The 23968-nt window shown below is 72.3% G+C and carries 19 protein-coding genes, 2 tRNA genes and 1 pseudogene; 3 read left to right on the forward strand and 19 right to left on the reverse strand.

The window, feature by feature from the left end; genetic code table 11:
* Positions 1-76: 76 nt before the first annotated feature.
* From hemW to lepA, 3 genes are all read right to left on the reverse strand, one after another.
* Positions 77-1309 (reverse strand): radical SAM family heme chaperone HemW, encoded by a 1233-nt coding sequence (gene hemW, locus ACFYXK_RS03550; protein WP_389409626.1) that lies wholly within the window; start codon positions 1307-1309, stop codon positions 77-79.
* Between the two features lie 80 nt (positions 1310-1389).
* Positions 1390-3279, reverse strand: coding sequence for an AMP-dependent synthetase/ligase (locus tag ACFYXK_RS03555; RefSeq protein WP_389409627.1), 1890 nt, complete (start codon positions 3277-3279; stop codon positions 1390-1392).
* 248 nt (positions 3280-3527) lie between these two features.
* On the reverse strand, positions 3528-5393 hold the full coding sequence (lepA, locus tag ACFYXK_RS03560) for a translation elongation factor 4 (RefSeq protein WP_383515664.1): 1866 nt from the start codon (positions 5391-5393) through the stop codon (positions 3528-3530).
* A 211-nt stretch (positions 5394-5604) separates the two neighbouring features.
* Between lepA and rpsT the strand changes: the two genes are divergently transcribed.
* Positions 5605-5871: a 30S ribosomal protein S20 gene (gene rpsT / locus ACFYXK_RS03565; protein ID WP_030297183.1), complete on the forward strand. Its 267-nt coding sequence runs from the start codon at positions 5605-5607 to the stop codon at positions 5869-5871.
* A gap of 229 nt (positions 5872-6100) precedes the next feature.
* On the opposite strand, the gene holA is transcribed toward rpsT, so the two are convergent.
* Positions 6101-7096, reverse strand: a complete 996-nt coding sequence (gene holA / locus ACFYXK_RS03570; RefSeq protein ID WP_383515660.1) for a DNA polymerase III subunit delta — start codon at positions 7094-7096, stop codon at positions 6101-6103.
* Between the two features lie 76 nt (positions 7097-7172).
* Between holA and ACFYXK_RS03575 the strand changes: the two genes are divergently transcribed.
* On the forward strand, positions 7173-7415 hold the full coding sequence (locus ACFYXK_RS03575) for a hypothetical protein (RefSeq protein ID WP_389409628.1): 243 nt from the start codon (positions 7173-7175) through the stop codon (positions 7413-7415).
* A 27-nt stretch (positions 7416-7442) separates the two neighbouring features.
* On the opposite strand, the gene ACFYXK_RS03580 is transcribed toward ACFYXK_RS03575, so the two are convergent.
* From ACFYXK_RS03580 to ACFYXK_RS03645, 14 genes and pseudogenes are all read right to left on the reverse strand, one after another.
* Positions 7443-8324: a YceI family protein gene (locus ACFYXK_RS03580; protein ID WP_389409629.1), complete on the reverse strand. Its 882-nt coding sequence runs from the start codon at positions 8322-8324 to the stop codon at positions 7443-7445.
* Positions 8325-8460: 136 nt separating this feature from the next.
* Positions 8461-10833 (reverse strand): annotated as a pseudogene (locus ACFYXK_RS03585) (ComEC/Rec2 family competence protein); the annotation flags it as partial.
* Positions 10830-11807, reverse strand: a complete 978-nt coding sequence (locus tag ACFYXK_RS03590; protein ID WP_389409630.1) for a helix-hairpin-helix domain-containing protein — start codon at positions 11805-11807, stop codon at positions 10830-10832. The gene ACFYXK_RS03590 and the pseudogene ACFYXK_RS03585, both read right to left, overlap by 4 nt.
* Positions 11808-11905: 98 nt before the next feature.
* Positions 11906-12751, reverse strand: coding sequence for a DegV family protein (locus tag ACFYXK_RS03595; RefSeq protein ID WP_383515649.1), 846 nt, complete (start codon positions 12749-12751; stop codon positions 11906-11908).
* 162 nt (positions 12752-12913) lie between these two features.
* Positions 12914-13678: a hypothetical protein gene (locus tag ACFYXK_RS03600; RefSeq protein ID WP_389409631.1), complete on the reverse strand. Its 765-nt coding sequence runs from the start codon at positions 13676-13678 to the stop codon at positions 12914-12916.
* A gap of 163 nt (positions 13679-13841) precedes the next feature.
* A complete protein-coding gene (leuS, locus tag ACFYXK_RS03605) occupies positions 13842-16712 on the reverse strand; it encodes a leucine--tRNA ligase (protein ID WP_389409632.1) in 2871 nt (956 codons plus the stop codon).
* A gap of 248 nt (positions 16713-16960) precedes the next feature.
* Positions 16961-17033, reverse strand: a tRNA-Ala gene (locus ACFYXK_RS03610).
* Positions 17034-17206: 173 nt separating this feature from the next.
* Positions 17207-17440 (reverse strand): hypothetical protein, encoded by a 234-nt coding sequence (locus ACFYXK_RS03615; protein WP_008738908.1) that lies wholly within the window; start codon positions 17438-17440, stop codon positions 17207-17209.
* A gap of 143 nt (positions 17441-17583) precedes the next feature.
* Positions 17584-17656, reverse strand: a tRNA-Ala gene (locus tag ACFYXK_RS03620).
* A 112-nt stretch (positions 17657-17768) separates the two neighbouring features.
* Entirely contained in the window at positions 17769-18425 is a 657-nt protein-coding gene (locus ACFYXK_RS03625; protein ID WP_389409843.1) for a histidine phosphatase family protein, read from the reverse strand.
* The gene (gene rsfS / locus ACFYXK_RS03630) at positions 18422-18868 is read right to left on the reverse strand and encodes a ribosome silencing factor (RefSeq protein WP_053786810.1); all 447 of its coding nucleotides are present in this window, start codon (positions 18866-18868) and stop codon (positions 18422-18424) included. The genes ACFYXK_RS03625 and rsfS overlap by 4 nt, the downstream gene beginning before the upstream one ends.
* A gap of 119 nt (positions 18869-18987) precedes the next feature.
* Positions 18988-20661: an LCP family protein gene (locus ACFYXK_RS03635; RefSeq protein ID WP_389409633.1), complete on the reverse strand. Its 1674-nt coding sequence runs from the start codon at positions 20659-20661 to the stop codon at positions 18988-18990.
* A 24-nt stretch (positions 20662-20685) separates the two neighbouring features.
* The gene (gene nadD, locus ACFYXK_RS03640) at positions 20686-21303 is read right to left on the reverse strand and encodes a nicotinate-nucleotide adenylyltransferase (protein ID WP_030297205.1); all 618 of its coding nucleotides are present in this window, start codon (positions 21301-21303) and stop codon (positions 20686-20688) included.
* A gap of 67 nt (positions 21304-21370) precedes the next feature.
* Positions 21371-21538, reverse strand: a complete 168-nt coding sequence (locus ACFYXK_RS03645) for a hypothetical protein (RefSeq protein WP_389409634.1) — start codon at positions 21536-21538, stop codon at positions 21371-21373.
* 141 nt (positions 21539-21679) lie between these two features.
* On the opposite strand from ACFYXK_RS03645, the gene ACFYXK_RS03650 reads away from it, so the two are divergent.
* On the forward strand, positions 21680-22771 hold the full coding sequence (locus ACFYXK_RS03650; protein ID WP_389409635.1) for a M48 family metallopeptidase: 1092 nt from the start codon (positions 21680-21682) through the stop codon (positions 22769-22771).
* Here the strand turns inward: ACFYXK_RS03650 and ACFYXK_RS03655 are convergent.
* Positions 22755-23903, reverse strand: coding sequence for a hypothetical protein (locus tag ACFYXK_RS03655; protein WP_389409636.1), 1149 nt, complete (start codon positions 23901-23903; stop codon positions 22755-22757). The two genes, ACFYXK_RS03650 and ACFYXK_RS03655, sit on opposite strands and share 17 nt — an antisense overlap.
* Positions 23904-23968: the final 65 nt, after the last annotated feature.

Here is a 23968-nt window from a genome sequence, read left to right on the forward strand (position 1 = left end):
CGGGCTTGCGACAGAAGGCTACGAACAGGCTAGGCCGCACCTGCCCGTATCCGCATCGATTCACCCAGTCGAGGGATCAGTCCACCAGGTCCCGGACCACCGCGTCGGCCAGCAGCCGGCCGCGCAGGGTCAGGACGGCCCGCCCGGCCTCGTAGGGCGCGGCGTCCAGCAGCCCGTCCGCGAGGGCCTTGCGGGAGGCCGCGAGGCCGGCCGGGGCCAGCAGGGACAGCGGGACGCCGTCCACCAGGCGCAGCTCCAGCAGGATCCGCTCCACCCGGCGGTCCTCCTCGGAGAGGAGCTCGCGGCCCGCGCCCGGGGAGCGGCCCTCCGCGAGGGCGGCGGCGTAGGCGCCGGGGTGCTTCACGTTCCACCAGCGGACCCCGCCGACGTGGCTGTGCGCGCCGGGCCCGGCGCCCCACCAGTCGGCCCCGCGCCAGTACAGCTCGTTGTGCAGGCAGCGGCCGGCCTCCGAGGTGGCCCAGTTCGAGACCTCGTACCAGGAGTACCCGGCCTCGGCCATCACCGAGTCCGCGATCAGGTACCGGTCGGCGTGCACGTCGTCGTCGGTCATCGGGACCTCGCCCCGCCGGATCCGCCGCGCCAGCTGGGTGCCCTCCTCGACGATCAGCGCGTAGGCGCTGATGTGGTCCGGGCCTGCACCGAGGGCGGCGGCCAGGGAGGCGCGCCAGTCCTCGTCGGTCTCCCCCGGGGTGCCGTAGATCAGGTCGAGGTTCACGTGCTCGAAGCCCGCCGCCCGCGCCTCCGCGACGCACGCCTCCGGCCGGCCCGGTGTGTGCGTGCGGTCGAGCACCTTCAGGACGTGCTGCTTCGCGCTCTGCATGCCGAAGGAGACCCGGTTGAAGCCCCCGGCCCGCAGCTCGGCGAGGTACTCCGGGTTCACCGACTCGGGATTGGCCTCCGTGGTGATCTCGGCGTCCTCGGCCAGGCCGAATTCGTCCCGGATCGCCGCGAGCATCCGTACGAGGTCCGCGGCCGGCAGCAGCGTCGGCGTACCGCCGCCCACGAACACCGTGCGGACGGCCCGCGGGTCGTCGCCGAGCACCTTGCGGGCGAGGCGGACCTCGTCGATCAGGGTGTCGGCGTAGTTCTCCCGGGAGGCGAGCACGCCGCCGGTGCCGCGCAGCTCGGTCGCGGTGTACGTGTTGAAGTCGCAGTACCCGCACCGCGTGGCGCAGTACGGGACGTGCAGGTAGAACCCGAGCGGCCGGTCCCCGCCGCCCGCCAGGGCGTGCGACGGCAGCGAGCCGTCTTCGGGCATGGGTTCACCGTCGGGCAGTGCGGAAGGCATGCCCCCATTGTCCCGCACCGCGGCCGGGGGCCCGGCCGCTCGCCGCCGCCCCCGGGCCCCTCGTACCGCCGCCCGCCGCGCTACGCCTCGCGCGAGCCCTCGTACATCTCGTCGATCAGGTGCTTGAACTCACGCTCGACGGCCGGCCGCTTCAGCTTCAGGCTGGGCGTGAGGTCGCCGTGTTCCACGTCGAGGTCGCGGGGCAGGATCCGGAACTTCTTGACCGTCTGCCAGCGCTGCAGGCCCTCGTTGAGGGTCTGGACGTACGTCTCGATCAGCCGGTTCGTCTCCGCCGCGGCCAGGACCTCGGCGTACGTCTTGCCCTCGAGCCCGTTCTCGGCGGCCCAGCCCATGATCGACGGCTCGTCGAGCGCGACCAGGGCGGCGCAGAAGTTCCGGTCGGCGCCGTGCACCACGATGCTCGACACGTACGGGCAGATCGCCTTGAAGCGGCCCTCGATCTCGGCGGGGGCGACGTACTTGCCGTTCGAGGTCTTGATCAGGTCCTTCTTGCGGTCCGTGATGCGCAGGTAGCCGTCGGGCGAGAGCTCGCCGATGTCCCCCGTGTGCAGCCAGCCGTCCTCCTCCAGCACCTCGGCGGTCTTCTCCGGCTGCAGGTGGTAGCCCTGCATGATGCCGGGGCCGCGCAGCAGGATCTCGCCGTCGTCGGCGATGCGGACCTCGGTGCCGGGGAGCGGCTTGCCGACGGTGCCGGTGCGGTAGGCCTCGCCGGGGTTGACGAAGGAGGCGGCGCTGGACTCGGTGAGGCCGTAGCCCTCGAGGATGTGGATGCCGGCGCCGGCGAAGAAGTAGCCGATCTCGGGGGCCAGGGCGGAGGCGCCGGAGACGGCGGCGCGCAGCCGGCCGCCGAAGGCGTCGCGGAGCTTGGAGTAGACGAGCGTGTCGGCGATCTTGTGCTTGGTGGCGAGGCCGAAGGGGGCCGTGGCGCTGCCGGTGCGCCGGTAGTTGTCCTGGGTGACCTTGGCGTACTCGCGGGCCACGCCCACCGACCACTGGAAGATCTTGTACTTGGCGCCGCCGCCGGCCCGGGCCTTGGCCGCGACCCCGTTGTAGACCTTCTCGAAGATGCGCGGGACGGCCGCCATGTAGGTGGGCTGGACGACCGGCAGGTTCTCGATGATCTTGTCGATGCGACCGTCGACGGCGGTGACGTGGCCGACCTCGATCTGGCCGGAGGTCAGGACCTTGCCGAAGACGTGCGCGAGCGGCAGCCACAGGTACTGGACGTCGTCGCTGGAGATCATGCCGGTGGCGACGGTGGCCTTGGCCATGTACGACCAGTTGTCGTGCGGCAGCCGTACGCCCTTGGGGCGGCCGGTGGTGCCGGAGGTGTAGATCAGCGTGGCCAGCTGGTCCGCGGTGATGGCCGCGATCCGCTCCTTGATCGCCTCGGGGTGCTTGGCGAGGTACTCCTTGCCGCGCGCCTCCAGGTCGGCGAGGGAGAGCACCCAGCCCTCCGGGTCGCCCTCGGCCGGTACCGCGTCGGCGGACTCCAGGACCACCACGTGGGCGAGCTCGGGGAGGTCGGCGCGGCGCTCGCGGGCCTTGGCCAGCTGGGCGGCGTCCTCGGCGATCAGCACGCGGCTGGCCGAGTCGGAGAGGATGAACGCCGACTCCTCGGCGTTGGTGCTCGGGTAGATCGTGGTCACGGCGCCGCCGGCGCACATGACGCCCAGGTCGGAGAGGATCCACTCGACGCGGGTGTTGGAGGCGAGCGCGACACGCTCCTCGGACTGCAGGCCGAGGTCCAGCAGGCCGGCCGCGATGCCGAAGACCCGCTCGGCCGCCTGGCCCCAGCTCAGCGACTTCCAGTCGTCGGGGCCGCTGCCGCCGGCCGCGGGCACCGGGAACCGGTATGCCTCGGCGTTCGGCGTGGCGGCGACACGCTCAAGGAAGAGGGCCGCCACGGTGGGCGGGCGGTTCTCGATCAAGGTCTGTGTGTCGCTCACGGACGTCCTCCGGACCACGCGGCAGGGCCTGTCATCCAAGGCGGTGAATGACGGCTTCCAACAGGGCTTGCAACCAGGGCTTGTAACTGGCGAGTAACCAACGGGCAGTGATCAGACTAGGGGCCCTCCGCCTGGCGCGTAAGGGCCCTTGAGACGCCGATTCATAACGAAACAGGCCCCCGCGCTGCTGCACGGGGGCCCGTTCCGTATACGGATCAAGGCGATTCGAGACCGTTCACCGCCTGGGGCTACTTCTTCTTGCCGCCGGACTCGTCGCTGGAGAGGACGGCGATGAAGGCCTCCTGGGGCACCTCCACCGAGCCGACCATCTTCATCCGCTTCTTGCCTTCCTTCTGCTTCTCCAGCAGCTTCCGCTTACGGGAGATGTCACCGCCGTAGCACTTGGCGAGGACGTCCTTGCGGATGGCACGGATGGTCTCGCGGGCGATGACGCGCGAGCCGACGGCCGCCTGGATCGGCACCTCGAAGGCCTGCCGCGGGATGAGCTCGCGCAGCTTGGCGACGAGCCGCACGCCGTAGGCGTACGCGGCGTCCTTGTGCGTGACGGCGGAGAAGGCGTCGACCTTGTCGCCGTGCAGCAGGATGTCGACCTTGACCAGGCTGCCGGACTGCTCGCCGGTGGGCTCGTAGTCGAGGGACGCGTAACCGCGCGTCTTGGACTTCAGCTGGTCGAAGAAGTCGAAGACGATCTCCGCGAGGGGGAGGGTGTAGCGGATCTCGACCCGGTCCTCGGAGAGGTAGTCCATGCCGAGCAGGGTGCCGCGGCGGGTCTGGCAGAGCTCCATGATCGCGCCGATGAACTCGGTGGGCGCGAGCACGGTGGCCCGGACGACCGGCTCGAACACGTCCGAGATCTTGCCCTCGGGGAACTCGCTCGGGTTGGTGACCGTGACTTCCTTGCCGTCCTCCATGACGACGCGGTAGACCACGTTCGGCGCGGTGGCGATCAGGTCGAGGCCGAACTCGCGCTCGAGGCGCTCGCGGACCACGTCCAGGTGCAGCAGGCCGAGGAAGCCGACGCGGAAGCCGAAGCCCAGTGCCGCCGAGGTCTCCGGCTCGTAGACGAGCGCGGCGTCGTTGAGCTGGAGCTTGTCCAGGGCCTCGCGCAGGTCCGGGTACTCGGAGCCGTCGAGCGGGTAGAGGCCCGAGAAGACCATCGGCTTCGGGTCCTTGTAGCCGCCGAGGGCCTCGGTCGCACCGTTGTGCAGGCTGGTGATCGTGTCACCGACCTTGGACTGACGGACGTCCTTCACGCCGGTGATGATGTAGCCCACCTCGCCGACGCCGATGCCGTCGGCCGGGGTCATCTCCGGGGAGGAGACGCCGATCTCCAGCAGCTCGTGCGTGGCGCCGGTGGACATCATCCGGATGCGCTCGCGCTTGTTGAGCTGGCCGTCGACCACACGGACGTACGTCACGACGCCGCGGTACGAGTCGTAGACCGAGTCGAAGATCATCGCGCGGGCGGGGGCGTCCTTGACGCCGACCGGGGCCGGGACGGTGGCGACGACCTTGTCGAGCAGGGCGTCGACGCCGAGGCCGGTCTTGGCGGAGACCCGCAGGACGTCCTCGGGCTGGCAGCCGACCAGGTTCGCGAGCTCCTCGGCGAACTTCTCCGGCTGGGCGGCCGGCAGGTCGATCTTGTTCAGGACGGGGACGATCGCGAGGTCGTTCTCCATCGCCAGGTACAGGTTGGCGAGGGTCTGGGCCTCGATGCCCTGGGCGGCGTCCACCAGGAGGACCGTGCCCTCGCAGGCGGCGAGGGAGCGCGAGACCTCGTACGTGAAGTCGACGTGCCCGGGGGTGTCGATCATGTTGAGGATGTGCGTCTTGCCCTGACCCTCGCCCACGGTGGGCGCCCAGGGCAGTCGGACCGCCTGGGACTTGATCGTGATGCCGCGCTCACGCTCGATGTCCATGCGGTCGAGGTACTGGGCGCGCATCTGCCGCTGGTCGACGACGCCGGTGAGCTGGAGCATCCGGTCGGCGAGCGTCGACTTGCCGTGGTCGATGTGCGCGATGATGCAGAAATTGCGGATCAGCGCCGGGTCGGTACGGCTCGGCTCGGGCACGTGGCTGGGGATCGCGGGCACGCAGTGTCCTGATTCTCGGGTCGCAGTCGGAAGCGTTTCCGGCTCTCGTCGGATCTGTACGCAGGTTCCCATGGTCCCATGGACGGGGCGATGCGCTCGGTTTGGGCCGGTCGGAGCGTGCCTGGTAGCCTGGGCAGCTGTGTCTCGTATGCCCTCTCAGCTGTCGGGACACAATCCGAAGATCAAACTCTGAACCTGAAAAGGCTCTTTCGTGGCGAACATCAAGTCCCAGATCAAGCGGAACAAGACGAACGAGAAGGCGCGCCTGCGCAACAAGGCCGTCAAGTCTTCGCTCAAGACCGCGATCCGCAAGGCCCGCGAGGCCGTGGCCGCGGGTGACGTCGAGAAGGCCACCGTGGCTTCTCGCGCCGCCTCGCGTGCGCTCGACAAGGCTGTCTCGAAGGGTGTCATCCACAAGAACGCCGCCGCCAACAAGAAGTCGGCGCTGGCGTCCAAGGTTGCCTCCCTGCAGGGCTGAGCTCCCTGATGTGATCGCCGGAAGGGATCCAGCGGGCCCTCTCTCCCGCTCCTGACCGGCCCCCCGCGCCGCACACGAAGCGTTCGCCACGCGGGTGCGGCGCAACAAGAAGTATCCGAAGGCCCCGGTGCCGCCCTTCCCCAGGGTGGCACCGGGGCCTTCGCTTTTTTAGAACCGGCCCCGCCGCCGTTCGGGGCGCGGGGTCCGGGCCGGAAGCCGGAGAACCGGCCTAGCGGCGCTGCTGGGGGCGGGCTGCCCTGGCCACCGCCACGACCGCCTTCTCGAGCGCGTACTCGGGGTCGTCGCCGCCGCCCTTGACCCCGGCATCGGCCGCGGCCACGGCCCGCAGCGCGTCCGAGACCCCGTCCGCCGACCAGCCCCGCATCTGCTGGCGCACCCGGTCGATCTTCCACGGCGGCATGCCCAGGTCCCGCGCCAGGTCCCCCGGCCGGGCCCCCCGCGGCGCGGAGGCGAGCTTGCCGATCGCCCGGACCGCCTGTGCGAGCGCACTGGTGATCAGGACGGGCGCCACCCCGGTGGACAGCGACCACCGCAGCGCCTCGAGGGCCTCCGCCGCCCGGCCCTCGACCGCCCGGTCGGCGACCGTGAAGCTGGAGGCCTCCGCCCGGCCGGTGTAGTAGCGGCCGACCACGGCCTCGTCGATCGTGCCCTCGACGTCCGCACACAGCTGTGCGGCCGCGCTCGCCAGCTCCCGCAGATCGCTCCCGATCGCGTCGACCAGCGTCTGGCACGCCTCCGGGGTCGCCGACCGGCCCAGCGTGCGGAACTCGCCCCGCACGAACGCGAGGCGGTCCGCCGCCTTGGTCATCTTCGGGCAGGCGATCTCCCGCGCCCCGGCCTTGCGGGCCGCGTCCAGCAGCCCCTTGCCCTTGACTCCGCCCGCGTGGAGGAGCACGAGGACGATCTCCTCGAACGGCGCCGCGAGGTACGCCTTGACCTCCTTGACCGTGTCCGCGGACAGGTCCTGCGCATTGCGCACGACCAGCACCTTGCGCTCGGAGAAGAGCGACGGGCTGGTCAGCTCGGCGAGCGTGCCGGGCTGGAGCTGCTCGGGAGCGAGGTCCCGCACGTCCGTGTCGGCGTCGGCGGCCCGGGCGGCCGCCACCACCTCCCGTACGACGCGGTCGAGCAGCAGGTCCTCCTGCCCCACCGCGAGGGTGAGCGGGGCGAGCGGATCGTCGGTGGGGTTCTTCCTGGTGGCCATCGCGTCCAGCATCCCATGCCGCACTGACAGCCCCCCGCACCGCGGGCCTCCTCGCCCCGTACCCGAGAATGGCCGCGTGAACGTGCGACATGTACTGGTGCTGCCCGACCGCGACGCCGCCGAGGAGGTGGCCCAGGAGGCCGTCGACCGCTTCGGCCTCCCGGAGGAGCCGCAGCTGGTCCGCGACGCGCTGGCCGGCGAGGACGACGCCGAGGACGCCCAGTGGCTGGTGGTCGTCGAGGACCCGCAGGAACGGCTCGACGCCACGGTGCTGGACACCCTCGCCGCCGAGTACGAGGGCTGGCTGGAAACCCCGTAGCACGCGGCCGGCCCGCGCTCGGGACGGCTAGGCCTTGTGCACGATCTGGATGTCCAGCGCCACTTCCACGCTCGAGCCGATCGCGGCTATCCCGTGGGCCAGCACGGACTGCCAGTTCAGGGTGAAGTCCTCGCGGTGCAGCTCGGTGGTGGCCCGGCAGGCCGCGCGCGGTTCGCCCTCCAACCCGGTGCCGAGGCCCAGGTACTCGGTGTCCAGGGTCACCGAGCGGCTGACCCCGTGCAGGGTCAGGGCGCCCGCGACGGTCCACCGGCTGCCGCTGCGGTGGATGAACCGCTCGCTGTAGAACTCGACGGTCGAATGCCGTGCCGCGTCCAGGAAGTCCCCGGACCGCAGGTGGTCGTCGCGCAACCGCACACCGGTGTCGATGCTCGCCGCGTCGATGATCACGTGCATGGAGGAGTCCTCCATGCGGTCGGCGATCCGCACCGCCCCGGCGAACGTGTTGAACCGGCCGCGGATCCGGGCGAAGCCGATGTGCTGGGCCGTGAACCCGATCGACGAATGCGTCGGGTCGAGTTCCCAGTGGCCGGGCGCCGGCAGCAGCGGCGGCTCCACGGCGTCGAGGACGATCTCCCCGGTGCCGGGCTGCGCAGGGTCCCCCACCAGCGTCGCCCCGTGGAAGGGCGCGTAGCCCTCGGCGGTGACGGAGAGCCGGTACTCGCCCTCCGGCACGGCCGCGGTGAACCCGCCGTACGGGTCGGTCTCGCCGCTGACGATGCGCCGGCCGATCGGGTCGGTCACCTCGAACTTGGCCTGTCTGACCGGCTGGTGGACGGTATCGAGGACACGACAGCTGAGCAGCCGCGCCGTATGAGGCAGCGTCAGTGTCGCGGACGTGTGGGGAGCGGCGCTTCCGGCCGTCTCCGTCCCTCTTCGGCGACCGAACATGGTTGGTGCACCCCCGTGCTGTGTGGACTCGTACCGCTCTGGCGAAGAGGCATTCGATCATGCTGTCGGGTTGTGGGCAAACAGAAGGACGGTGTCCGGTATGCCCGTGTCGGCGGCGCCGTCGGCGGGAGGGGAAAGCCCGTATCCGCGGACCGCTCCCGGCGACGGCGATCGAGCCGTCGGTGTCGGTGCGCAGCACGGTCGCGCCCAGGGTCCGCAGGTGCGCGAGCGTCCCCGGTGCGGGGTGCCCGTAGCGGTTGCCCGCGCCGACCGGGACGATCGCGAGCCGGGGCCGGACCTTCGCCTGCAGGCCGGGGTCCTGGTGCGCGGAGCCGTGGTGGGCGACCTTGAGGACGTCGACCGGCCCCAGTTCCGGATGGGCCGTCAGAAGTGCCTGCTGCGACGGTGGTTCGAGGTCACCGAGCAGGAGGAGGGTCAGGCCTGCGCCGCGGACCAGCAGGGCGACGCTGGCGTCGTTGGGCCCCTCCGGCCGCGGGCCGTCGGGCGGGGGCCACAGCACCTCCCACCCCAGGGGTCCGGCCCGGCGCCGCTCTCCTGCCGCGGCCGCCACGACCGGTACGCGGGCGGCCGCCGCGGTCCGCCGGACGAACTCGGCCTGACCGGCCGGCTCTTCCAGCGTGGTGGTCTGAATCACACCCACGGACCGCCCCCGCAGCACCCCGGACAGGCCGCCGACGTGGTCGGCGTGAAAGTGCGTCAGCAGGAGCAGCGGCACCCGGCTCACCCCCAGGGCGCGCAGGCACGCGTCCACCGGACCCGGTTCGGGACCGGCGTCCACCACCACGGCCGTGCCCGGCCCGGCGGCGAGTACGGCGGCGTCGCCCTGGCCCACCGCGCACTGGACGTAGCTCCAGTCGGGCGGCGGCCAGCGGGCGAGCGTACGGGTGAGCTGCGGCGGCCGCAGCACGGCCAGGAGCAGCAGCACGGCCAGGGCCGAGCACGCCCACGGCCGGTGCCGGATCCGTGCGCCGAGCGCCACCACGGCCAGGGTGGCGGCGGCCAGCAGCAGTCCCCCGGTGAGCCCGCCCGGCCAGGCCAGCTCCGCGCCGGGCAGCCGGGCCCCGGTCCGCGCCACGGCGGCGATCCACCCGGCCGGCACCCCCGCGCAGCGGGCGAGCAGCTCCGCGACGGGCAGGGACAGCGGCGCCGCGGCGAGCGCCGCGAAGCCGAGGACGGTCGCCGGACCGGCCGCGAGCTCGGCGAGCAGGTTGCAGGGCACCGCCACCAGGCTCACCCGGGCCGAGAGCACGGCGACCACCGGAGCACAGACCGCCTGCGCGGCCGCGGCGCCGCCCAGCGCCTCGGCGAACCGGGGCCGCATCCCGCGCCGCTGCAGGGCCTCGCTCCAGCGCGGGCCGAGCGTGAGCAGCGACCCGGTGGCCAGGACCGAGAGCAGGAAGCCGGGGCTGCGGGCCAGCCACGGGTCGTGGAGCACCAGCAGCAGGACGGCGGCCGCCAGGGCGGGGATCAGGGACCTGCGCCGCCCGGTGGCGATGGCCAGCAGGGTGATCGCCCCGCAGGCCGCGGCCCGCAGCACGCTCGGCTCCGGGCGGCACACCACCACGAACGCCAGCGTCAGCGCCGTCCCGCACAGGGCCGTCGCCCGCAGCGACAGCCCGAGACGGGGTGCGAGCCCGCCCCGCTCGGCGCGCTGCGCGGCGGCGGACGGGCCGATGAGCAGGAACAGCACGACGGTCAGGTTGGCCCCCGACACGGCCAGCAGGTGCAGCAGGTCGGTGGACCGGAACGCCGCCTCCAGGTCGGGCGGCACCCGGGAGGTGTCCCCGACCACCAGCCCCGGCAGCAGGGCCCGGGCATCCGGTGGGAGCCCGGCGGTGGCCTCGCGCAGCCCGGCCCGCAGCCTCCCGGCCAGCCGCTGGACGGTGTCGGGGCCGCCGGTCACCCGGGGCGGGGTGTCCCCGGCAGGCCGCAGCAGCGCCACGGCCCGCTCCCCGCCCCGGCCCGGGGCCAGCCGGGCGACGACCGAGACCCGGGTGGAGGGCTGCAGCCGGGCCCACTGCGGATGCCCGGCCAGCACCCGTACGGGGGTCTCGACGCGGGTCTGCCTCCCGTCGGGTCCGGTCACCCGGGTCGCCACCGCATCCAGGACGACCACGGGCGGGCCGCTCCCGCTGCGCGCGGGCCGCGGGTCGGAGCCGACGGTGAGCTCGGCGAGGACCCGGGCGTGCTCCCCGGCCAGGCCCACGACCGGCCCGGCCCGCGCCTCGGCCCGCTGGAGGCCCGCCACCCCGGCACCGGCGGCCGCGCAGAGCAGGACGGCGGCCGCGGCCGTGCCGACCCGCCACAGCGACTCCGGACGCCGGCACCCGGCCAGGAGCAGCAGCCCCGCGCCGAGGACCGCGAGCCCGGCCCCGGCGGCGGCCCAGCCGGGCGGTGCGTCGAGGGCCAGGGCGGCCGCCGCCCAGGCGGCCAGCGCCGGTACCGCAAGGCGCAGATCCAGCGGGTCCGCGCCCCCGCGGCGGTTCACGGCCGGACCAGCTTGCGCAGGTCGGCGAACCGCCGCTCGCCGATGCCGTCGACCTGCCGGAGCTCCTCCACCGAGCGGAAGCCTCCGCGGGCCGTCCGGAACTCCACGATGTGCTGCGCCAGGACCGGGCCGACCCCGGGCAGGCCGTCCAGCTGCTCCACCGTGGCCGTGCCGAGGCTCAGCGGGCCGGCAGCGGAGCCGGGGCCGGCCCCGGAGCCCGGACCGCCCGGACCGCCCGGACCGGGCTGCGCCGGGACGCCCACCACCACCTGCTCGCCGTCGAGCAGGACCCGGGCCCGGTTGAGCCCGGTGGTGTCCGTACCGGGCCGCACTCCCCCGGCGGCGGCCAGCGCGTCCTCGACCCGCGAGCCGGCGGGCAGCCGCCGCACGCCGGGATCGCGGACCCTGCCGCTGACGTCCACCACGATGCGCCCGCCGGCGCCTCCGGCGGCGACGGGAGGTCCTGGGCTCGGCAACGGCGCCGGCGTCGTCGCCGGTGTGACCACCGGGGGCGCGGTCACGGGCTCCGGCCGGGCCGTCCAGTACTGCTGGGCGCCGAGGGCGACGGCGGCGACCAGCACCACCGCCACGGCGGCCACCGTGCGCGGCTCCACCCCGCACCGGGCCTGCACCCACATCGGCAGCCGCTCCCGCACGGCGAGCCGGAGCGCGACCCGGCCGGACAGCGGGGTCTGCCCGGGCGGAGGATCGGCCACGGACCGGATCCCGGACCCCGGCCCCGGCACCGCCTCCGCAGGCGGCACCTCCCGTGGCTGCGCCTCCGCGGGCGGCGGGGCTTGCGGCGGACCGCTGCCTCCGAGCAGGGCTTCGGCCCGGCGGCGCACCGCCGCGGGCTCGGGGTGGTGCGGGTGGGCGCGGCCCCGGCGGTGGCGCAGCCGCCCGTCGGAGAAACGGGAACGGCCCGGTCCGCTGGTGGCTCCGGAGGGGTGCGGGGTACGCGTGCGAAGAGTCATGCCACGACGGTAGGGACGAATCCCGGCCGCGGTCCGGATTTATCAATTCCGGTGGATATCCCGGTCGTTGTGGATGACCGGGCCACCCGTTCCGGTGATCAGCGGGGCGAGACGACCGCCGCCAGCAGCCCCGGCCCCGTGTGTGCGCCGATCACCGCGCCGACCTCGCTGACGTGCAGTTCGACCAGTCCGGGGATGCGCTCGCGGAGCCGCCCCGCGAGCTTCTCGGCCCGCTCGGGCGCCGCGAGGTGGTGCACGGCCACGTCGACGCTGCCCGCCCCGGCCCGCTCGACGGCCAGCTCCTCGAGGCGGGCGATGGCCTTGGAGGCCGTACGGACCTTCTCCAGCATCTCGATCCGCCCGCCCTGCAGCGTGAGCAGCGGCTTGACGGCGAGGGCCGAGCCCAGGAGGGCCTGGGCGGCCCCGATGCGGCCGCCGCGGCGCAGGTAGTCGAGGGTGTCCACGTAGAAGTACGCCGACATGTCCGCGGCCCGCTTCTCGGCGGCGGCCACGGCCTCGTCCACGGAACCCCCCGCTTCGGCCGTCTCGGCGGCGGCGAGGGCGCAGAACCCGAGGGCCATCGCGACCATGCCGGTGTCGACGACGCGGACGGGCACCGGGGCGGTCTTGGCGGCGACCACGGCGGCGTCGTAGGTGCCGGAGAACTCGGCGGACAGGTGCAGGCTGACGATGCCGGTCGCGCCGGCCTCTGCGGCCGCCCGGTAGGCCCGTACGAACTCCTCCGGGCTGGGCCGGGAGGTGGTGACCGGGCGGCGCTTCTGCAGGGCCAGGGCGAGGCTGCGGGCCGAGATCTCGGTGCCCTCCTCGAGGGCCTCGTCGCCGAGCACCACGGTCAGCGGGACGGAGGTGATTCCGTGCCGCGACATGGCCGGTTGGGGCAGGTAGGCCGTGGAATCGGTGACGATCGCGACATGGCGGGACATGAGCCGGAGGTTACCGCCAGTGGGGGTGGGACGGCAGCCCGGCCCCTGGCCGCAGGGAGCGCAGTGGCCGCCGCGCCGCCGCTCGGGCCCCGCGCGGCCCCCGGGCCGGCCTCCCGCCCGCCCACCCGTTCGGGGACGGGGCGGGGAGCGGCTGCCCGTGGCTCAGGTCGTCGCCTCCGGCCGCGGGGTCTTCTGCCACGGGTGGCGGGTCGGCGGGGCCGACGGGTTCAGGGCCGCCGGCTGCGGGTCCTGGGTGCGCCCGGGACGCCCCGCCGGGGGCTCCGTGGCTCGCCCCGCGGACTCCGCCTGCGGGGCGTCCTGCGCCTGCCGGGCGTCCCAGGCCGCCGCGGCCGCCGCGAGGTCGTCCACCGATTCGCGGGACCAGTCCCGCAGCGCCCCCGATTCGACCTCGATCTGCGCCGACAGCGCCGACAGGTCGTCCTCCGCGAAGCGCCGGGCCCGGTCGCGGGCCGCCCACCGCAGCGAGTCCGCGGCCTGCGTGATCTTGGCCGTCCGCTCCTTCAGGTCCGGCAGCATCCCGCCGATCCGCCCCCGGTCCGGCTCCTGCTCCAGCCGCTTCAGCTCGTCGTCCAGCTCGTGCCCGTGCGCGCTCAGCCGCTCGAACAGCCCGATCGACTCCTTCAGCGAGGCGTCCACCTGAACCCCCTGGTACAGCGCCTGCTGCGTGGCCCGCATCGACGTCCGCAGGTCCAGCCGCAGCTGCGCCAGCGCCCCCGCCACGCCCACCTGCCCGAAGCTCTTCGCCTTCAGCGCCGTGTCCTCCACGGTCCGGCGGGCCTGCGTGAGGGTGCGGTCCACGCCGCGCTTCGCCGCGCCGACCACCTTCACCGTGGCCCAGGCACCCAGCCCCAGGAAGGCGAACAGCACCAACAGGGCAAAGATGATGATCAACGCGCCCGCCTCCATGAGAGGCTCCCTTCCCCTGCGGATACCGTCCCCTCCACCGTAAACGCCACGGGCAGGCGGGGGGTTCCAAATGAACCCCCAACCTGCCCGTACGGGAACACCCCTAGATCAGCCGGATCGGCTCGGATCGGCTCGGATCGACCGTATCCGGCGGCACGGCGCCTCAGACGACGATGTTCACCAGCTTCGGCGCGCGCACGATCACCTTGCGGATCTCGGCCCCGCCCAGCGCCGCCACGACCGCCGCGTCGGCCAGCGCCAGCTGCTCCAGGTCACCGTCGGAGATCGTCGGCGGCACCTCCAGGCGGGCCTTGACCTTGCCCTTGATCTGGACGACGCAGGTCACGCTCTCGTCCACGACGTACGCCGGGTCCGCGACCGGGAAGTCCCGGTGGACCACCGAGTCGCTGTGGCCCAGGCGGTGCCACAGCTCCTCCGCGATGTGCGGGGCCAGCGGGGCGATCAGCAGGACCAGCCGCTCCGCGACCGAGCGCTCCAGCGGGCGGCCCGCCTTGGTCAGCGCGTTGTTCAGCTCGGTGATCTTCGCGATGGCGGTGTTGAAGCGCAGCCCCGCCATGTCCGCGCCGGCCCCGTCGATCGCCTTGTGCAGCGCGCGCAGGGTGTCCTCGCCCGGCTCGCCGTCCACGACGGTGACCGCGCCGGACTCCTCGTCCACGATGTTGCGCCACAGGCGCTGCAGCAGCCGGTACTGGCCCACCACGGCCCGGGTGTCCCACGGACGCGAGACGTCCAGCGGGCCCATCGCCATCTCGTACAGGCGCAGGGTGTCCGCGCCGTACTCCTCGCAGATCTCGTCCGGCGTGACGGCGTTCTTCAGGGACTTGCCCATCTTGCCGTGCTCGCGCTTGACCGGCTGACCCTCGTAGAAGTAGCCGCCGTCGCGCTCCTCGACCTCGGCCGCCGGGACGTACACACCGCGCGCGTCGGTGTACGCGTACGCCTGGATCATGCCCTGGTTGAACAGCTTGTGGAACGGCTCGGCGGAGGAGACGTGGCCCAGGTCGAACAGGACCTTCGACCAGAAGCGCGCGTACAGCAGGTGCAGCACGGCGTGTTCGGCGCCGCCGACGTACAGGTCGACACCGCCGTGCGGCGCGCTCTCCCGCGGACCCATCCAGTACTGCTCGATCTCCGGGTCCACCAGCGCCGACGCGTTGTTCGGGTCCAGGTAGCGCAGCTCGTACCAGCAGGAACCGGCCCAGTTGGGCATGGTGTTGGTCTCGCGGCGGTACGAGCGCACCCCGCGCCCGTCGCCCAGGTCCAGTTCGACGTTGACCCACTCTTCGTTCCGCGACAGCGGGGTCTCCGGCTTGGAGGTGGCGTCGTCCGGCTCGAACGTGCGCGGCGAGTAGTCCTCGACCTCGGGCAGTTCCAGCGGCAGCATCGACTCGGGCAGGGGGTGCGCGACGCCGTCCTCGTCGTAGACGATCGGGAAGGGCTCGCCCCAGTAGCGCTGGCGGCTGAACAGCCAGTCGCGCAGCCGGAAGTTGACGGTGCGCTCGCCGATGCCCTGCTCGGCCAGCCAGGCGGTGATGGCGGCCTTCGCCTCCACGACGCCCAGGCCGTCCAGGGAGACGCCCTCGCCCGTCGAGTTCACGATGGTGCCGTCGTACGAGGAGAACGCGTCGTCCCACTCGGCCGGGTCGGCGTCGCGGTCGTCCGAGGGCTCCACGACGCAGCGCATCGGCAGCTCGAAGGCGCGCGCGAACTCGAAGTCGCGGCTGTCGTGGGCCGGGACGGCCATGATCGCGCCGGTGCCGTAGCCCATCAGCACGTAGTCCGCGATGAAGACGGGGACCTGGTCGCCGCTGACCGGGTTGACCGCGTACGCGCCGGTGAAGACACCGGTCTTGTCCTTGGCCTCGGCCTGGCGCTCGACGTCCGACTTCCCGGCGGCCTGCTTGCGGTACGCGTCGACGGCCTCGCCGGGGGTCGCGGCGCCGCCGGTCCACACCTGGTGGGTGCCCTCGGGCCACTCGGCGGGGACGATCTTCTCGACCAGCTCGTGCTCGGGCGCCAGCACCATGTAGGTGGCGCCGAACAGGGTGTCGGGGCGCGTGGTGAACACCGTGACGGCGTCGTCGCCGACCGCGAAGTCGACGCGTGCGCCCTCGCTGCGGCCGATCCAGTTGCGCTGCTGCAGCTTGATGGCCTCGGGCCAGTCCAGCGCGTCCAGGTCGTCCAGCAGCCGGTCGGCGTACGCGGTGATCCGCATGTTCCACTGGCTCAGCTTGGCCTTGAAGACCGGGAAGTTGCCGCGCTCGGAGCGGCCGTCCGCGGTGACCTCCTCGTTGGCCAGCACGGTGCCCAGCCCGGGGCACCAGTTCACGGGCGCGTCCGAGGCGTACGCCAGCCGGTGCTCGTTCAGCACGCCGGCGCGTTCGCCCGCGGTCAGGTCGGCCCAGGCGCGGCCCCCGGGGACCTCACGGGAGCCGTCCTCGAAGGCGGCGACCAGCTCGGTGATCGGGCGGGCCTTGGCCGCGTCCGCGTCGTACCAGGAGTTGTAGACCTGCAGGAAGATCCACTGGGTCCACTTGTAGTAGTCCGGGTCGATCGTCGCGAACGAGCGGCGCCGGTCGTGGCCCAGGCCCAGCCGGCGCAGCTGGAGCTTCATGTTCTCGATGTTCGCCTCGGTGGACACGCGCGGGTGCGTGCCGGTCTGCACGGCGTACTGCTCGGCCGGCAGGCCGAAGGCGTCGAACCCCAGGGTGTGCAGGACGTTGTGCCCCGTCATCCGCTGGTGGCGGGCGAAGACGTCGGTGGCGATGTACCCCAGCGGGTGACCGACGTGCAGGCCCGCACCGGACGGGTACGGGAACATGTCCATGATGAACTTCTTGGGCCGCGCGACGACCGTCGCGTCCCCGGCCAGGTCACCGGTCGGGTTGGGGGCCTCGTAGGTGCCCTGCGCGTCCCATACGTCCTGCCAGCGTGCCTCGATGTCGGCGGCCATGGCAGCCGTGTAACGGTGCGCCTCGGCCGCCTCGGGGGCCGGGGTGTTCGTCTCGCTCATGATTTCTGAAGCTCCATCGATCGTCTCTGCCGTCTCTGCCTGCCCAAACGAAAAAACCCCTCGCACAGGAGGGGGCGCCGCGCCGATGCCGACCGTCTCGAAGGGTCGGCACTGATCAGCGCGGCTCGGTAAGCAGAAGGCGTACGGCACGCATGGCGCCAGGGTACCGCAGCGGGTCCGGCAGCCGCTCGACCGTTCCGCACAACGAGAAGCGGGCCACCCGATCCGGGTGGCCCGCTTCTCTTCTGTGGAGCTAAGGAGAATTGAACTCCTGACCTCCTGCATGCCATGCAGGCGCTCTACCAACTGAGCTATAGCCCCTTGCTTCTCTGCCGCCGGGCCCCTGCTCGGTTTCCCTTGCCGGTTCCCCCTGGCGACATCGAGAACATTACACGGTCATGGCCCAGGTCCAAAAATCGATTTCCGGGCGTTTAGCTTTGCCCGGTTCGTCCCCTTCCGGACCTTGCCCCTCAGCCCCGTTCCGCGCCGCGGCCCTAGGCTCTGGCGAACTGGTAGAACCGCTTGAGCGTGCAGTGCTCGTCGAGCAGCCGGCCGTAGATCGGCTCCCCCTCCAGCTCGCGGTAGGTCTCGATCGGGTCGCCTTTTATGATCAGCGCCCGCGCGCATTCCTCGCACCAGTACTGGTAGTCGGGGTTGACCGGGTCCATGTCCCGCACGATCGGCGTGCCGTTGTTGCACCAGTCGCACCGCCGCCGGTGTGCACCCATCCGTCAGCGACTCCCTCCCGCATCGGGCCGTCGACTCCCCCTCCGGCGGTCCGATTCTGCCACGCGGGTACGGGGCAGGTCAGCAGGCACCGAAGGAACAAACGGAAGGATCCCGCCCCCTGTTGGGGACGGGATCCTGATTGTGGAGCTAAGGAGAATTGAACTCCTGACCTCCTGCATGCCATGCAGGCGCTCTACCAACTGAGCTATAGCCCCGCTCTCCGCTGCGCTCCCCCCGTTTCCGGTGTTCTGCGCTGCGAACAAGAAGAACTCTAGCCTGTGACCAGCCGGAAAGTGAAATCCGGGTGGGAGCCGCCCTGAGGCGGGCTCAGTCGTCGTCGCCGAGCACCGGTTCCGGCAGCGTGCCGGCGTTGTGCTCCAGCAGACGCCAGCCGCGCGCGCCCTCGCCGAGGACGGACCAGCAGCAGTTGGAGAGCCCGCCCAGGCCCTCCCAGTCGTAGGCCGCCAGGCCCAGCAGCCGGCCGATGGTCGTACGGATGGTCCCGCCGTGGCTGACCACGACGAGCGTGCCGCCCTGCGGCAGCCGACCGGCGTGCTCGAGCACCACCGGCGCCGCCCGGTCGGCGACCTCGGTCTCCAGCTCGCCGCCGCCGCGGCGGACCGGCTCGCCGCGCTTCCACGCCGCGTACTGCTCGCCGTACTTCTCGATGATCTCGTCGTGCGTGAGGCCCTGCCACTCACCGGCGTACGTCTCGCGCAGCGCGGCGTCGCGGGTCACGTCCAGGCCCGTGACGGCGGCCAGCTCGGCGGCCGTGGCGGCGGCCCGCTTCAGGTCGGAGGCCACGATGGCGTCCGGCTTCAGCGAGGCGAGCAGCCGGGCGGCGCGGCGCGCCTGCGCCACACCCGTCTCGGTCAGCTCGATGTCCGTGGAGCCCTGGAAGCGGCGCTCCAGGTTCCACGAGGTCTGGCCGTGTCGCCAGAGGACGATCTTCCGGCCGGTCTTCCCGGTGGCGGTCGCGCTCAGAACAGATCACCGTCCAGGTCGTCGTCGCCCGCCGCCTCGCGCAGCTTGGCGTGCTCCTCCGCCTTGCCCTTGGTGAGCTTGGCGTCCTCGGGCAGCTCGATCTCGGGGCAGTCCTTCCACAGGCGCTCCAGCGCGTAGAAGACCCGCTCCTCGCTGTGCTGCACGTGGACGACGATGTCGATGTAGTCGAGCAGGATCCAGCGGGCGTCGCGGTCGCCCTCGCGGCGCACCGGCTTGGCGCCGAGCTCCTTGAGCAGGCGCTCCTCGATCTCGTCGACGATCGACTTGACCTGACGGTCGTTGGGCGCCGAGGCGAGCAGGAAGGCATCGGTGATCGACAGCACGTCGCTGACGTCGTACGCGATGATGTCGTGCGCGAGCCGGTCGGCCGCGGCCTGGGCGGCGGCGGTGATGAGCTCGATGGAGCGGTCCGTGGCGGTCACTGGCCATGCTTTCGGGTTGGCGGGCAGATCCTTACAAGGGTCTCATGTACCGCCGACCCCGCCCGCGCGCAGCGTCGCGCGCGGGCCGGGGCACCGCCCGGGGCCCGGTCGGACCGGGGTCAGGACGGTTTGTAGTCCTTGCCCAGGGTCACCACGACGTCGGCGTTCACGGCGTTCTCGCCCTTCTTCACGACGGTCTCCGGCAGGCCCAGCGTCTTGGCGACCTCGACCGCCTTGGCCCGCTGCGCGTCGTCCTGGTACGTGATCTGCGTGGCCGGCTGGGTCTTGTCGGCCTTGCCGCCGTCCACGAAGGTGTAGCCGCCGTTCAGCAGGGCCGCCTTCGCCGCGACCTGCGTCTTGTCGTCGCCGGTGGCGTCCTTGAGGCCGACGCGCGGCGCGGTGCCGGCCTGGGCCGCCGTGAAGCTGCCGCCGAGCACCTCCTTGACGACGTTCTTGTTGGCGTCGTCGGTGAGCGTGCCGTCCGGCTTCACCGCGAGGACGTCCGTGCGGTACGCGTCGGTGCCCTCCTTGGCGTGCTCGCCGAGCCTGGCCAGCAGGGCGCCGAGGGCCTGGGCGTTCAGGGAGGGGTCGAGGATCTGGCCCATGCTCTCGACGGTGACGGTCGCCGACTTCGGGTCGCCGGGGACCTTGCGCAGCACGCCGTAGAGCACCTTGCCGAGGCGGTCCAGCTGCTTGGCCTCGGGCTCGCCCTGGCCGCGGTACGTGGCGTAGGCGACGGCCATCGCACCGCTGAGGTGCTGTTTGGCGCCCTGGGACACGGCCGGGGTCTTGGCGGCGTCGTCGGCCGGGACCGCGGTGTCGGTGTCGGTCTCGATGCCGCCGACCAGTTCGACCAGGTTCTCCAGGAAGGGGGTGTCCAGGCGCCAGGTGCCGCCGATGTGGGTGCCGAGCACCGAGTCGAGGGAGTCCCGTACGCCCACGCCGCCGTCCTCGACCGCCTTGCCGAGGGCCGCCGCGGTGCCGTCGTCCTTGGGGACGCCCAGCGTGTTCGGCAGCAGGACGGTGGCGCCCTTCTTCGTGGTGACGTTGTCGACGAGCAGCGCCGTGGAGGTGCCGCCCTTCTTGGTGTTGTGCAGGTGGACGACGATCATGTCGCGCTTCTGCGGTCCGGCGGCGGCCGCGGAGTCCTTCTTCTGCCCCGGACCGTCGAGGAACGGCAGCTTGCCCGCGTACCAGAGGTAGCCGACGCCGCCGACGACGAAGAGGGCGAGGACGACGATCAGGGCGACCACCCGGTTGCGGCCGCGGCGGCGGGCCTCCTCGCGGCGCTCGGTCCGGCTCTCGGTGAACTTGAGCCAGTCGATGACGTCCTCGGAGTCCTCGTCCGGCTGGTCGATGAACGCGAACTGCTCGGTGCGGTAGTCGGGGGCGGCCTGCCCGTCGCCCTCGGCCCTGCGCGGTTCGGGGACCTGGGCGGGGCGCTGCGGCTGCGGCTGCGCCGCGGGGGCCGGGGCGGGGGGCTCGGGGGCGGCCTGCTGCGGGATCCACTGCTGGGTCTGCTGCGCGTGCTGCTCGTCGTACCCGTAGCCGGGGGCCTGGGTGTACTCCTGCTGACCGTAGTCCGGGGTGGCCGGCTGCTGCGGGTAGTACGCCTGCTGGCCGTAGCCCTGCCGGTCGTAGCCGTACTGCTGTTCGTACGACTGCTCGTACTGGGCGGGCTGCGCGGGCACCTGGCCGTACACCGGCCGCCCGTACGCGTCGTAGCCGATGAGCTGCTGCTCCTGTGCTGCGCCCGAATCGTACCGGTCGTACGGATCCTGTCGGTCGTTCACCGCGGGGCCCCTCTCTCCGGAAGCTCAGGCTCCCCGGTACAGCTCACGCTTGTCGATGTAGCGCACCACACCGTCGGGCACCAAATACCAGACAGGATCCCCCTGGGCGACCCGTGCGCGGCAGTCCGTGGACGAAATCGCCAGCGCGGGCACCTGCACCAGGGAGACGCCGTCCTCGGGGAGCCCGTCGTCGGTGAGCACGTGGCCCGGCCGGGTCACTCCGATGAAGTGGGCGAGCGAGAAGAGCTCGTCGGCGTTCCGCCAGGTCAGGATCTGGGCGAGGGCGTCGGCGCCGGTGATGAAGAAGAGGTCGGCGTCTTCGTTGAGCGCGCTCAGGTCCCGCAGGGTGTCGATCGTGTACGTCGGGCCACCGCGGTCGATGTCGATGCGGCTCACCGAGAACTGGGGGTTCGAGGCCGTCGCGATGACCGTCATCAGATAGCGGTCCTCGGCGGGGGACACGGCGCGCTGCGACTTCTGCCACGGCTGGCCGGTCGGTACGAACACCACCTCGTCGAGGTGGAACAGGGCGGCCACTTCACTGGCGGCCACCAGGTGTCCGTGGTGGATCGGGTCGAATGTCCCGCCCATCACGCCGAGCCGGCGCTTGACCGGGCCGGTAGGCATCTCCTGCTCTCCCATGAGCGCAGAGCCTACTGGCCCGGCGGAGCGGTGCGGACCCGCATTCGAGCGTGTGCGCGAGCGCGGTTCAGCGGTCGCGGTTCAGGCGCGTGGTCACCCAGAGCATCAGCAGCAGGATGAACAGCGCGCCGCCACCGGTCAGGAACGGGTTCAGGCTGTCGTGGTTGCCGCCGTGCTGCTCGGCGCCCTCCGACGCGAGAACGACCAGGTTGTGGGCGGTGGTGGAGAGGCTCATCAGGCAGATACCTATCGAGTCGGGGAGCGGGCGGAGACTTCGCTCACATCGTATGCGGGGGCCTGGGGCACGCTCACGCCGACTCAGGCGTTGGAGAGGATAGACGCACGAGCGCACAGGCCGATCAAGGGGGAGGGCGTTATGACGGAGACCGGGTTCGAGAAGGTGCCGGCGCGGGACCGCAGGAGGTTTCCCGGCATTTCCTCGCGCGCGTACGAGCACCCGGCGGACCGCTCGGCGCTGGTGGCGCTGCGCAAGCTGAGCGGGTTCGACACCGTTTTCAAGGCCCTGAGCGGGCTGCTTCCGGAGCGGAGCCTGCGCCTGCTCTTCCTGTCGGAGTCCGTCCGGGTGGGCGAGACGCAGTTCCCGCACCTGTACGAGATGCTGCGCGACGCCTGTTACATCCTGGACCTGGAGAAGGTCCCGCAGATGTACGTGCAGCAGGACCCGAAGCCGAACGCCATGTGCATCGGGCTGGACGAGCCGATCATCGTGGTGACCACGGGCCTGGTCGAGCTGCTCGACGAGGAGGAGATGCGGGCGGTCGTGGGCCACGAGGTGGGCCACGCGCTGTCGGGGCACGCGGTGTACCGCACGATCCTGCTGTTCCTGACGGGGCTGGCGCTGAAGGTGGCGTGGATCCCGCTGGGCAATGTGGCGATCATGGCGATCGTGACCGCGCTGCGGGAGTGGTTCCGCAAGTCGGAGCTGTCGGCGGACCGGGCGGGGCTGCTGGTCGGGCAGGACGTGCACGCGTCGATGCGGGGCCTGATGAAGATCGCGGGCGGCAACCACCTCCACGAGATGAACGTGGACTCCTTCCTGGCCCAGGCCGAGGAGTACGAGGCGAGCGGCGATCTGCGCGACTCCGTCCTGAAGATCCTCAACATGCTGCCGCGGACGCATCCCTTCACCACGGTGCGGGCGGCCGAGCTGAAGAAGTGGTCGCAGAACCGGGACTACCAGCGGATCATGGACGGCCACTACCCGCGGCGGGACGAGGACAAGGACACCTCGGTCACGGACTCCTTCCGGGAGTCGGCCGCGCACTACGCGGACGCGGTGCGCAGCAGCAAGGACCCGCTGTTCAAGCTGGTCGGCGACATCGCGGGCGGTGCGGCGGACGTCGGCGGCAAGCTGCGCGACAAGTTCACGGGCGGGGCCGGCGGCGCCGGTACGGGCTCGGGCGCGAGCGCCGAGAACAAGGGCGGCCCCGCTACGGAGCAGGGCTGACGGGGTCGGTCCCGGCGGCCGTGGGCGGCGCGAGCACCCCGCACAGCCCGGCGGTGCGCCGCGGGGTGCCGCTGGCGTACGGGTCGCTCGCGGCCGGGCCGACCGTGGTCGGTCCTGCCCCCGCCAGGACCGGGCGGAAGCCCCCTGCGGGATCGGTGGAGCAGTCCTGCGGACCGGCCATCACGTAGGCCGAGACCAGTTCCGCCCGCCGGGCCGCGAGGTCTTCCCGGTCGAAGCGCAGCCGCAGCTCGCGCCGGACGGTGAAGAGCGAGGCGCCGTCGGCGGCGGCCGGGGATCCGGTGGCGGGGCGCACGGCGTACACGAAGGTGTGGTCGGTGGTCACCTCCAGCACGTCCGCGGAGACCTCCTCGAAGGAGAGGGTTCCGCTCACCCGGACCCGGGTGTCGGCCACGACGGCCGTGCCCGGGTCGAAGCGGACCAGCCAGCCGGTGGAGGCGTGCCGGCCGTCGCCGGAGGGCGAGGTCATGCTGCGGTCGAACTGCGCCAGCTGGTCGGGATCGAGCAGGACGCGCACGGGCCGGGTGGCCGCGCCCGCCAGGACGTCGGGGTCGAGCGAGGACTGCACCAGGTAGTCCTTGGCGATGGACAGGGCGGTGACGACCTGCCCGTCGGTGAAGTGGTGGGTGCGCCGCACGGCCGGCAGGGTGATCCCGGCCGCCCCGACGCGGTACTCGGCCGCCGGGCTCTTCGCGTACAGGTCGACGGGCCGCCCGCCGGGCACGACGGTGCTCGGCGCGAGCGGCACGACCGTACTGCTCAGCGGATCGGTCCGGTCGCTGGACGGGGGGACGGCCGGGTTGCTCAGGCCCATGTAGACGGCCGCCGCGAAGGCCACGGCGATGAGCAGCACCAGCAGCATGCCCTGACGGGCTCCCCGGCCGGGCGTGCTGGTCCGGGGCCGGGAGGAGCCGCCGCCGGACCAGATGGACCGGCTGCGGACGGCCCGCGCGTGCTCGCCCATCCGCTCCTGGGCGGAGAACTCCTGGAGCCGGGCAGCCCGGACGAAGTCCTCGTCGAACACCACCGATCGGTACTCGTCCGACCGGAACTCCTCGTCGCCCCCGCCGATGCCCTCGGGGGTGCCGTCGGGTGGATCTCCTGGCACGGCCATTGCTTCTCCCCGCTGTCCCCGCTTCAGAGAAGCCCCCAGCTCCGGCGAACGCGAGTGGGGTCGTA

It is taken from the genome of Streptomyces sp. NPDC002209 (genome assembly GCF_042890265.1).
Classification (GTDB): domain Bacteria; phylum Actinomycetota; class Actinomycetes; order Streptomycetales; family Streptomycetaceae; genus Streptomyces.